This is a genomic window from Marinomonas primoryensis (assembly GCF_013372285.1).
GTDB classification, from domain to species: Bacteria; Pseudomonadota; Gammaproteobacteria; order Pseudomonadales; family Marinomonadaceae; genus Marinomonas; species Marinomonas primoryensis.
Map to the genome: position 1 here is coordinate 2,395,334 of NZ_CP054301.1, position 11,972 is coordinate 2,407,305.

Consider the following 11,972-nt stretch of genomic DNA (forward strand, 5'->3'; position numbering starts at 1 on the left):
TTTTTGAATTAATTCTCGCTACAAAAAAGCAGCAAAAAGAAGCATCTCATTTTTTAACGGCTAATGCGCCTTTACCTCATTAGGGTAACGGCAACAAGCCAACATTCAGACCATATGGTGTATTTCAGATTCGCCATCTGGTATAGCAGTATAGAAGAAATCTTAATTCATAACACGTTGCTCGCATACAGGCGGTGTGGCACCACCAGCTAAGTTCAAAGAAATGTATTTTTTAGAGGTAACCACTTCTAGGAAGTCCATTTATCGAAACGAGAAACTATCAAGTAAAGCAGTCAGATCAAGTCCAGACTCTTGCATCTAAAGGCCACCACGGCCTGTTAAACACTAGGAGCCCATCGACTCTTTAATTTACTCCGAAAATAATTCAAAAACCAAATTGCGAAACCAAATATTGCCGGTATCTTGATGATAACGTCGGTGCCAAAACATGTTGATTTGTGCTGGAGGAATATCGACGGGATGTGGCTTGACAATCAAACCAAGATTTTCGGATGTTTGTAAGGCAAGCTTCTCTGTCACTGTAGCGATAAGATCCGTTTTTGCTACAATATACGGTGCAGAAATGAAGTGTGGCAGTTTCAATTTACTGACTCGTAAAACTCCGCTTTTTGCTAATAATTTTTCTACTCGTCCATGCCCTGTATCTTTCGCTTCTATGACAATATGCTCAGATTCAGAAAATTTTTCTAACGTGAGTGTTCCCTCAGAATAGGGGTGCCCTTTACGCATCAAACAAACGTAATCTTGGTCAAATAACCGTCTTTGATAAAAACCAGCTTCTAACTGTGGTAATAATCCAATTGCAAGATCCACACTGCCCATTTCCAACTCTTCCTTAAGAGATTGACCCTGGTCTCTCACAGTACTCACTGAAATATTTGGCGCATGTTCAGCAATATATGCCATCAAACGCGGCAACATATAGATCTCACCTAAATCCGTCATATTGATACAAAAGGATCGATTACTAGAAAGCGGATCGAAGCGTTCTTGATAATTTAAACCATCTTGCAGAGTACTTAATGCGTAGCCAATAGACTCAGCAATACTGTCAGCAAATGGTGTAGGCCTCATTCCACGAGCTGTTCGTTCAAACAACTCATCATTCAACGCTAGCCTTAATCTAGCTAAGGCATTACTCACGGCGGGTTGGGTTAGTCCAAGCTGTTCTGCAACTAGACCAGTCTTACGTTCTCGGTACATTAGTTGAAATACAACCAATAAGTTTAAGTCAATATTTTGTAGGCGAATCATGATAGAGGTCTCACTGTCGTGAATATACATTATAAGAGTTATTTTATATCTGAATATCTCAACAACTTCTATAGTCGATTTTATGCAAAAGCATCGCACATAAATCAAACAATAATAAGTAAGAGCGAAGATGGAAATTTTAATTAAACCCACCAATAAAACGATAACAGCCTCTCAAGGCAGCACGTTGCTAGAAGCGTTTTTGGAAAATCAAATTCCTATCTCCTATAGTTGCTTATCTGGTCGCTGTGGCACCTGCCGTTGCAAAGTAATTAAGGGCACAGTAAGCGGACCATCCGCCGCTGAGGGTCGTTTAGCACAACATGGCCAATTTGTTTTAGCCTGCCAGAGTCGTATAGAAACTGATTCCATCATTGAGATTCCTGAACCAGATGAAATCATTACGCACCCAACCAAAACAATAAAGGCTCAAGTCGTTTCTTACGACATTCTTTCCAATGACGTTCGTAGACTGAAGCTTAAAGCCAACAAGGGCCTAGACTATTCTCCTGGTCAATTCGCCAACCTCAGCTTTTGGAAAGACGGCGGTACTCGCTCTTATTCGATGGCCGGAGTAACAGAAGATGACACGCTGGAATTTCACATTCGCCTTATTCCGAATGGGCGGGTTACGTCAAAACTTGACGACAACATCAAAATCGGCGACGCCATCAAATTAAATGGCCCACTTGGTGCTTCTTACCTACGCCGTAAAAACGCCGACCCTATGCTTTGTGTTGCGACAGGTACAGGACTTGCTCCCATCATTTCAATTGTTCGTGGTGCATTAGAGTCTGGCATGAAGAACCGTATTCATGTGGTATTTGGCGCCCGCACTGAAGAAGATTTATACGGTTTAGACTATTTGGACCGTTTAGCTTCTGAATATAAAAACTTCCAATACAAAGTTGCTCTGGACCACACAAAACCTAATAGCACCTATTTCCGTGGTCTGGTTACCGATGCCATTACAACCGATTTTCCCGAGCTGAAAAACTGGCGAATTTATTTGGCAGGTGCTCCCGCGATGGTTGAGGCGGCCTCTTTGGCCTGCACTCATCGTGGTGCAGATATTGAGCATATATATGCCGATGCCTTCTACCCAAGCGGGGTTTAAAGCCGTTTATCTAGCGTTATTACATTTAAACAATGCCTTATAGGAAGCCAGTCATTTCCTTAAAGGGATACATTCAACCCACAATAAAGACAAAAAAGGGTGAGCAAAATGAGTCAGGAAAATCGCATTCCCGTGACGCCAATTTGGAACCATGAAGACACCAGTCGCATTCCATTTTGGGCCTATACAAATGAAGATATACACAAGCAGGAGCTTCAAAAACTTTTCTATAAAGACCATTGGTGCTATGTCGGACTAGAAGCCGAAATTCCACAACCGGGCGATTTTAAACGTACTGTTATTGGTGAACGCTCCGTCATCATGGTTCGCCATGAAGATAATAGTATTTATGTTGTCGAAAATGTTTGCGCCCATCGCGGCATGCGCTTTTGTCGCGAAAAACATGGCAACGCTAAAAGCTTTACCTGTCCTTATCATCAGTGGAATTACGACTTAGAAGGCAATCTTCAAGGCGTTCCTTTCCGCCGCGGAGTTAAACAAGACGGTAAAGTAAAAGGCGGTATGTCGAAAGACTTCAAAACCTCAGATCATGGTTTAACCAAACTTTTAGTCGCAGTACGAGGCGGCGTAGTTTTTGCCAGCTTCGATCACGATATAGAGTCGTTTGAAGACTTTCTTGGACCAACCATGCTGTCTTATTTCGACCGCATGTTTAATGGCCGAAAACTCACTTTATTGGGTTACAACAAACAACGTATTCCAGGCAACTGGAAGCTAATGCAAGAAAACATCAAAGACCCTTACCATCCCGGTTTATTACACACTTGGTTTGTTACTTTTGGCTTATGGCGTGCCGATAACCGTTCTGAGTTGAAAATGGATAAGCATTTTCGTCATGCCGCGATGATTTCGACTCGTGGCTCAGGTGGTAAAGACTCACAAACCACCAATGTTTCTAGCTTTAAAGAATCCATGCAACTCAATGACCCTAGCTTTTTAGATGTTGAAGTGGAGCCGTGGTGGGAAGGCCCGACAGCAGTGATGATGACACTGTTCCCAAGTGTCATTTTGCAACAACAAGTCAATAGCGTCAGTACTCGCCACATTCAACCTAATGGTCATGGCTCATTCGATTTTGTCTGGACTCATTTCGGTTACGAAGACGACACACAAGAAATGACTGAACGGCGCTTAAGACAAGCCAATCTTTTTGGTCCAGCAGGGTTTGTCTCGGCTGATGATGGGGAAGTTATTGAGTTTTCCCAACAGGGTTTTGAACAAAAACCCTTCCATAGATCACTTGCAGAACTTGGCGGCAAAGAAATAGAAGAAACCGATCATATGGTCTCCGAAACCTTAATCCGTGGCATGTATGCCTACTGGCGAAAAGTGATGGGAGTATAACCATGAAAACAGATAACTATCTAAAACTGACTCAGTTCTACCAAAACTATGCAGCGGTAGTTGACCAAGCCAATTGGAGCGAGTGGCTCGACATGTTTGTCGAAGAGTGTGTCTACAAAGTTCAGGCCCGTGAAAACTTTGATCGAAACCTGCCCATGGCGGCGCTATCACTCACAAGTAAAGGCATGTTGAAAGACCGTATTTATGGCATTACCGAAACCATCTTTCACGACCCTTACCATCAACTACATATGGTCTCATCGCCATTGATACTAAGCGAATCTGACAATGGTGTTATTGAATCTCAGGCCAATTACACCGTCTTCCGAACTAAGAACGACGGCATTGCAGAAATTTATAACGTAGGCCGTTATCTAGACCGTTTACGCATAACAGAAAAAGGGATTCAGATTGAGTCTCGGCTCTGCATCTTTGACAACGAGATGATTCTTAATTCATTGATTTACCCAATTTAACACTCGAAAAGAGGAAGATTTTCCATGAGCGACAACTGGATAAGTTCAATCAGCATTGACGATATCCCTGAAGACGATGTTATTGGAGTTACTGTAAACGGCCATCAAATAGCATTTTATAAAGTAGAGGATGAAATCTTTGCTACGGACAATATTTGCACACACGGGCACGCCCTGTTAAGTGACGGTTTTTTGGAAGATGGGGAGATTGAATGCCCACTTCATCAAGGAAGGTTTTGTATAAAAAGTGGTAAGGCCATGAGCGAGCCACTTACAGAAGACATCAAAACATACGCGACTCGAATGGAAGACGGGCAGGTTTTCCTCAAATTTAGTTAATAACACTTTTTCTATTTTTTATGACGTTTTAAACCGTCATAAAAAATACGCTAGCCAGCAGCAACAATAAATATAAATGAACTGGAGAGAATAATGAAAAAATTACTATTACCACTTATTACGGCCTGCTCTATCACACTGATATCAGCCAATGCATCTGCACAAATTTTGTCTATTGCCTCACCACCACAAGGCTCAGTTTGGAATACTATGAGCAACGGTATTGCCAATGTAGGACGCTCTAAAGCCAACATCAACTTAGTCGTTCAACCTTACAGCGGTAATCGAGCCATGATGGATGCCGTCAACCAAGGGCTTGCTGAATTTGCTATTAATGATGTCAACGACGCTATTGTCGCGGTACAAGGAGTAGCCGATTACAAAGGCAAAAAACGCAGTCATTTAAGAGTGGCCTTACGTATTAGCCCTCAACCCATCGGTATTTTTGTACGCCAGGACTCTGGAATCAACCGTATTGAAGACCTCAAAGGTAAACGCGTTGCTTCAGGTTGGAATGCTTTCCCAATCGGCCGCCCTCACATGGAAGCCATGCTGGCCACAGGAGGATTAACTTGGGATGACGTTAAAAACATCCCTGTTCCTGATCTCATCCGCGCCGCAGACAATCTTTCATCAGGTCGCCTTGACGCCACTTACTTTGCCGTTGGCGGACCTAAAGTAGCAGAAGTTGATGCTTCTGTGGGCGGAGTGAAGTTCTTACCCGTCAAAGCAGATCAATCGGCACTTAATGCGGTTCTTAAAATACGCCCTGCATTTTATTTTTCTGAAGTGAAACCCGCACCACACTTGGTAGGCATAGACAAACCAACCCAAATGCTGACGTGGGATAACGTATTAATCGTCAACGATAAAGTATCTGACGAAAATGTTTATCAATTAGTAAAAGCCATCCTTGAAAATAAAGAGGCTTTAATACAAATTTTTCCCGGTTTTAAAGCGCTCGCCGTCAACACGCCGAATAAAAATTACCCAGGCATTCAATATCACCCTGGTGCGGTTCGTTATTTCAAAGAAAAGGGTCTCTGGGAGAAATGATTTTTCATCTCTCAACTTTTTTCTCTGTAAAAGGTGTTTTAAATGAACGTTGAATCTTCTACCCAAGAAGTACTAACAACCGAGCCGGCAATAATGCCGGCATTAAGAAATAGCCTTGGGGTACTAATCACCTTGGCTGCCATTGCCTTTGCTGCTGACCTATTCAGCCGTTTAGGAATAGCCATTTATACCGAGCAATATTTAGCAGCGATCTTGGGAATCAGTTTGGCGCTGGTTTTTATAAAACCTCAAAGTAGTCAACTAAAACGAAGCCTAAATGGGCTACTTGCGCTACTGGGTTTGATCACCAGTCTATATTTAGCTGTGCAATATCCTGATCTTGTTGAGCGACAACTTGATCTTACTTTAGATTCTTTAACTGTTTCAGCCATTCTATTTGCTCTTGTACTAGAAGGGCTAAGACGTGTGGTGGGTATTACCTTAGTGATTGTCGTCTTACTTTTTATGACGTTTGCTCTCATTGGTAATCATCTTTCTGGACCTTTACAAACCCGTGAAATCAGTCTAGATAGACTTTTCGTTTATCTCGGTGTTGATACCAATGGAATGCTGGGGTTAACCCTAAACGTCGCCGCTACAATCGTGATTGGTTTCATTCTATTTGGACAACTTTTACTGCGCTCAGGCGGAGCTGATTTTTTCAATGATGTTGCCCTTTCACTGATGGGCAAAAGAAAAGGCGGTTCAGGCAAAATTGCCACTATCGCTTCGGCGCTGTTTGGCTCCATTTCTGGTGTCGTTGTGTCCAACATAGTAGCGACGGGGGTCGTTACCATACGAATGATGAAGAAAGGCGGCTTTAAACCACATACCGCCGCTGCCATAGAAACAGTAGCGTCGACAGGTGGACAGATTATGCCACCGGTCATGGGCGCAGTAGCGTTTTTAATGGCTGAATTCCTACAGATTAGCTATAGCGACGTCGTATTAGCTGCCTTAGTCCCTGCCATTCTTTATTATGCAGCGCTGTATATTCAGGTCGATCTTGAAGCGGCTAAAGAACAAATTATGCCGATTGACCCAGCACTTATTCCTTCTAAAAGAAAGGTTCTCAAACAGGGTTGGATTTTCATAGTTCCTTTTGCAGCTGTCATTTTAGCCCTCTTTAGCTTTAACCAACGTCCAGAAACGGCCGCCCTTTGGGGGGCTCTTGGAGCACTGATTGTTGGCGTATTGAAAGGCTATAAGGGCAAACGCATGGGGGCCAAAGATATCTTAGGCAGTCTAGAAGAAACCGGGCATTCCATTGTTGATATCATCATGATTGGCGCGGCAGCAGGTTTCATTATTGGCATTCTAAACATCACAGGCTTGGGCTTCGGCTTAACCTATTTCTTAGTGGAATTAGGACAAGGCAATTTATTTTTATTATTAGTCATTTCGGCTGTGGTTTGCATCGTACTAGGGATGGGAATGCCAACCGTTGGCGTCTATCTGCTGCTCGCGGTTTTAGTCGCACCTTCTCTGATTCAAGTCGGCGTAGAGCCAATTGCGGCTCATCTGTTCATCTTCTATCTGGGTATGATGTCCATGGTAACGCCACCGATTGCTATTGGTGCTTTCTTTGCCGCCAGCATTGCGAAGGCAAACCCGATGAAAACGGCACTTACCTCTATGCGACTTGGTTGGACTGCTTACATTATTCCCTTCTTATTTGTCACAACGCCATCACTCTTGCTCATTGGAGAAACATCACAAATTGTCATTACAGTAATAAGTGCATTAGTAGGTGTTTGGGCCATATCTGTTGGTTTTGCAGGTTATTTCAAAGACAAACTTAACTTCATTTTGCGAGTAGGGTTTGTGATTTCTGGAGGCTTGTTTTTGTTTCCTAATTTACAAGGCGGCGATACATCAATCATACCAAAAGTAGTGGGTCTAGGGTTATTAGTTGCATTACTTCTAGTGGCTTCTTTCATGAAAAAAACAACATCACAGCTATCACCTAACTCTACTCAGCCATAGGAAAAAACCATGCAGCTATACAACTTTTTTAACAGCTCAACCTCCTATCGAGTGCGCATTGCACTCGCTTTGAAGGAAGTCGATTACCAGCATCATGGTGTCAACATTCGTATTGGCGAGCAAGCGACCGAAAACCATATAAAGCTCAATCCTGCCAAAGGCGTACCGGTGCTGATTACCGATGAAGGAAACAAGATCACTCAATCAATGGCCATCCTAGATTACCTAGAACAGGCCTATCCAACCCCCTGCTTGCTACCAGATGATCTGTTAACAAGAACGAGAGTATTGGAAGTATCTAATCTCATTGCTTGCGATATGCACCCAGTAAATAATTTGCGAATTCTTGGCTATTTGAAGAAACAACTCGATGTGTCAGAAGAGCAAAAAACAGCGTGGTATCAGCATTGGATTGAAGAGGGATTCGTTGCCCTAGAAAGCTTACTTACTGAATACGGTCATGGTTCCTATTGCTTTGGAGATCAACCAACGATGGCCGATTGCTGCTTAATACCTCAAGTCGCTAATGCTTTGCGCTTTGGATGTGATTTAACCGCGTTCACCAAAGTGCTGGCGATTTATGAACATTGCCAGCAGCAACCCGCTTTTCTGAAAGCGGCGCCAAATCGACAACCAGATTACATCAGTTAAATCACCTTGCTTAGCCAAGATAAAACATAAAAACGAATACGAGGAGAACCACATGCAATCATTAGGCACTTTAGAGGATTTACCTCAATCCTATCGTGACAAATTAACAGAATTAAATCTGGTCCCACTGTGGCCAAATATGCGGGCAGTTTTACCCCATAAAGTCCCGAGTCGAAAAACACAAATGTTAAATTGGCGTTTTGATAAGCTTCGTCCATTGCTGATTGAAGCTGGCGATTTAACACCAATGGAAAAAGCTGAGCGTCGCGTTTTAGTCTTGGCAAATCCAGGGCATGGACTCACTAACATGCAAGCCACTCCAAGTATTTATATGGGACTGCAATTAATTTTGCCCGGTGAAACCGCCCCCAATCATCGCCACACACCAAATGCGGTACGCATCATTATAGAAGGTGAAGGGGCGACAACCATTGTGGATGGCGAGCCCTGCGTGATGGAGCGTGGAGACTTGATTCTGACGCCGTCAGGAAAATGGCATGAACACCAACATGAAGGCGACGGCCCTATCATTTGGTTGGATATTTTGGACCTGCCGTTAATCTACCAATTAGAAGGCTCTTGGGCGATAGAAGGAAAAACACAAACCAATACCCTAGAGCGAGACAAGTCCTTCGCGGAATACAGTGCCGCGGGAGTTGTGCCTGAATTTGATTTCCATAGAGAAAGCACAAACTCACCTATGTTGCGTTATCCATGGACAAAAACCCGCGCCTGCCTTGTTGAAATGGCTCAGCATTATAGCGATCGCCCTATTCGCATTGCCTATGTAAATCCTGAAAACGGAGCCAGTTTATTCCCGAGTATTGGTTTCGGTGCCATGATGTTGCGCCCCGGCGAAACCTTGTCCTTGCCAAAACGTACGACAGCTTGTGTGTTTCATATTGTTGAAGGGGAAGGTTCCCTAAAGGTCGATACCAATGATGCCATTCTATGGACAGAAAAAGACACGCTAAGCGCCCCAGGTTATACCGACATATCTCTCTGCAACCATTCAACCACTAAACCGGCCTTCATCATAACGGCCGACGAAGCGCCCTTACATCGTTATCTCGGTATTTTTTGATCTGTTTATTCACCCTTAATTATATTTAAGAAAAGGAAAAAGTTATGACTAACAAACTCGCATTCCCAGCTAAAGAACCCGTTTTAGCCAAAATAGCTGACTCTGATAGCCTATTTCCCGTGCATCGAATTTTTTGTGTTGGACGAAATTATCATGCACACGCGACTGAAATGGGTGTCACTGTCGACAAATCTACCCAAGAGCCTTTTTATTTTCTAAAGGATTCAAGTACCTATGTAGCAAGTGGTTCCAGCATTGAATACCCACCACAAACTGCCAACTATCACTATGAAATGGAGTTTGTTGTTGCCATTGGTAAGGCAGGTTTTAATGTCAACGAAGATCAAGCAGAAAGTCTTATCTTTGGTTACGCCTGTGGGCTAGATATGACACGTCGCGATCTTCAATTAAAAGCTCGAGAAACCGGTCGTCCATGGGATTTAGGAAAAGACTTTGAAGAGTCTTCTATTCTTGCCCCAATTGTTCCTATTGCTAAAACCGGAGTATTAACAGAAGGCAAAATAGAACTGGCCGTAAATGGCGAAATAAAACAGTCTTCAGACTTAAACTTATTAATATGGAATGTACGTGAAATAATCGCACATTTATCTAAATTCTATCACTTACAGCCGGGTGATCTAATTTACACAGGGACTCCTGACGGTGTTGGCCCTGTAATAAAAGGAGATCATATAACAGGGTCAATATCTAATATTGGAAAAATAGATTTGAAAATATCCATATAAAATAAAGATCTAAATTATTCATTCTATTTATCGTACATATAGAATGAATAACAAAAAATTCAATTAAATAAGTAACCCTATACTTTCACATTAAAAATAAAAACAGAAGGAATAGCTAACATGAATAATAAAAGCATTAAAAGTGGATTAATGTTAGAAAAATTGGAGACCAGTTTATTAAAAGGGCAAATTAGCCGTCGTAAATTTATTCAGTTTGCCGGTGCTGCAGGTTTATTGTCATTAACGGCGGCTAGGGTTTGGGCTGAAGAGCTCGACGCTATAAGAGAAAATCAACGTCAAAGAGGAGCCTCTCTTAAAAAGAAATACGATTACATCGTAATTGGGGCTGGAAGCGCAGGTTGTGCTCTTGTTGGACGTTTAGCTGCTGATAAATCAAAAAATATTCTTTTAATCGAAGCAGGAGACTGGGATACAGCGCCATCGATTCTAGACCCCAGGCTTTGGTTTACCAATTTAGGAACTGAACGTGAATGGGGAGACGTGTCTCTTCCTTCTCACGGGGTTAATGGACGAGCTATAGCGGAACATACTGGACGCGTTTTAGGTGGAGGCAGCAGCATTAATGCCTCTATTTGGGCTCGGCCATTTAAAGCGGATATGGATCATTGGGCCAAAATGACAGGTGATAGTCGATGGAACTACGAATCTTCTCTTGAGATTTTTAAACGAATTGAAAATTGGAACGGAAAAGAAAATAGCCAATATCGAGGTAAAAACGGTCCGGTATGGTGTCAGCCTGCTGACAACCCGCTACCTGTTGCGACGGCCATGCTCGATGCATGTCGAGGCCTCGGCCTACCGGTTAAAGATGACTTGAATGGTGAACGTGAAGTGACAGGAGAAGGATTCGCGTTAATGAATCACATAATAAAGGATGGCCAGCGCCAGAATATGGCTCGGTCTTACTTGTATCCCGTTATGGCTCAGAAGAATGTGACTGTTTTGGTTAATACCCATGTGAATAAATTAGTAATTGATGGCACCACTGTTCAAGGCATCGAGCTTGAAGGATCAAAAGGTAGAATTATCGTTGAAGCAGACGTGGAAACGATACTGTCTGGTGGTGGTTTCAACACACCAAAACTTTTAATGCTGAGTGGGATTGGTGATGAAGTAGAACTCAAAAAGCATAATATTAATACCGTAGTACACTCCCCTGAAGTCGGAAAAAATATGCAGGATCACATTCTACATGGTGGTGTATTATTTGAATCTCCAGTTCAAATGAGTCATCGTAACTCTGGTGCTGAAGTTTCAGGATACTTAAAAAGTGACAGTACTCTTGACCTTCCTGATATTAGTGTTGTGCAGATAGAGCTGCCATATGTCAGTGACGTTATTGGTAAAGAATATAATCCACCATCGTCTAGCTGGGCTCTTTGTGGCGGAATGGTAACACCTAAAAGTCGCGGTCGAGTCACACTCCAATCCTCCAACCCCTCTGACCGCCCGATTGTTGATGCAAACTTTCTAGATCATCCAGATGACGTCGCCTCTTTAATTAAAAGCATAGAACTATGTCAAGAGATTGGCTCAACCCAAGAGCTGAAAAAATATGTTAAACGAGAAGTCATACCTGGAAAGAAATTAAAAGGTAAAGAGATGGAAGACTTTGTTAGAAATGGGGCCACTACTTATTTTCATGCCAGTGGCACCTGTCGAATGGGCAATGATGATTTAGCCGTTGTTGATAATGAATTACGTGTTAACGGACTTAAGAAGTTACGAATAGCAGATAGCTCTATTATGCCAAGAATTGTATCGGTTCCAACAATGCCAGCATGCGTTCTTATCGGAGAAAGAGCTTCGGATTTACTGGCTTAACTGGTTATAAAATAATTAAAAAAAATTCAAAT

The 11,972-nt window shown here is 42.6% G+C and carries 11 protein-coding genes; 10 read left to right on the forward strand and 1 reads right to left on the reverse strand.

Annotated elements, in window-relative coordinates:
- Positions 1-369: 369 nt before the first annotated feature.
- The gene (locus MP3633_RS11100) at positions 370-1,275 is read right to left on the reverse strand and encodes a LysR family transcriptional regulator (protein ID WP_176335591.1); all 906 of its coding nucleotides are present in this window, start codon (positions 1,273-1,275) and stop codon (positions 370-372) included.
- Between the two features lie 130 nt (positions 1,276-1,405).
- Between MP3633_RS11100 and MP3633_RS11105 the strand changes: the two genes are divergently transcribed.
- From MP3633_RS11105 to MP3633_RS11150, 10 genes are all read left to right on the forward strand, one after another.
- Positions 1,406-2,392, forward strand: a complete 987-nt coding sequence (locus tag MP3633_RS11105; protein ID WP_176335592.1) for a 2Fe-2S iron-sulfur cluster-binding protein — start codon at positions 1,406-1,408, stop codon at positions 2,390-2,392.
- 108 nt (positions 2,393-2,500) lie between these two features.
- Positions 2,501-3,757 (forward strand): aromatic ring-hydroxylating dioxygenase subunit alpha, encoded by a 1,257-nt coding sequence (locus tag MP3633_RS11110; protein WP_176335593.1) that lies wholly within the window; start codon positions 2,501-2,503, stop codon positions 3,755-3,757.
- 2 nt (positions 3,758-3,759) lie between these two features.
- Positions 3,760-4,233 carry an aromatic-ring-hydroxylating dioxygenase subunit beta gene (locus tag MP3633_RS11115; protein WP_176335594.1) on the forward strand — a complete coding sequence of 158 codons (474 nt, stop codon included), beginning with the start codon at positions 3,760-3,762 and terminating at the stop codon, positions 4,231-4,233.
- A gap of 24 nt (positions 4,234-4,257) precedes the next feature.
- A complete protein-coding gene (locus tag MP3633_RS11120; RefSeq protein WP_176335595.1) occupies positions 4,258-4,572 on the forward strand; it encodes a non-heme iron oxygenase ferredoxin subunit in 315 nt (104 codons plus the stop codon).
- A gap of 93 nt (positions 4,573-4,665) precedes the next feature.
- Positions 4,666-5,628, forward strand: a complete 963-nt coding sequence (locus MP3633_RS11125) for a TAXI family TRAP transporter solute-binding subunit (RefSeq protein ID WP_176335596.1) — start codon at positions 4,666-4,668, stop codon at positions 5,626-5,628.
- Positions 5,629-5,670: 42 nt separating this feature from the next.
- Complete coding sequence (locus tag MP3633_RS11130; RefSeq protein ID WP_176335597.1) at positions 5,671-7,614, forward strand: TRAP transporter permease; 1,944 nt, start codon at positions 5,671-5,673, stop codon at positions 7,612-7,614.
- A gap of 9 nt (positions 7,615-7,623) precedes the next feature.
- The gene (maiA, locus tag MP3633_RS11135) at positions 7,624-8,265 is read left to right on the forward strand and encodes a maleylacetoacetate isomerase (protein WP_176335598.1); all 642 of its coding nucleotides are present in this window, start codon (positions 7,624-7,626) and stop codon (positions 8,263-8,265) included.
- Positions 8,266-8,317: 52 nt separating this feature from the next.
- On the forward strand, positions 8,318-9,349 hold the full coding sequence (locus tag MP3633_RS11140; RefSeq protein WP_176335599.1) for a cupin domain-containing protein: 1,032 nt from the start codon (positions 8,318-8,320) through the stop codon (positions 9,347-9,349).
- Between the two features lie 44 nt (positions 9,350-9,393).
- The gene (locus tag MP3633_RS11145; RefSeq protein ID WP_176335600.1) at positions 9,394-10,095 is read left to right on the forward strand and encodes a fumarylacetoacetate hydrolase family protein; all 702 of its coding nucleotides are present in this window, start codon (positions 9,394-9,396) and stop codon (positions 10,093-10,095) included.
- Positions 10,096-10,215: 120 nt separating this feature from the next.
- The gene (locus MP3633_RS11150; RefSeq protein ID WP_176335601.1) at positions 10,216-11,940 is read left to right on the forward strand and encodes a GMC family oxidoreductase; all 1,725 of its coding nucleotides are present in this window, start codon (positions 10,216-10,218) and stop codon (positions 11,938-11,940) included.
- Positions 11,941-11,972: the final 32 nt, after the last annotated feature.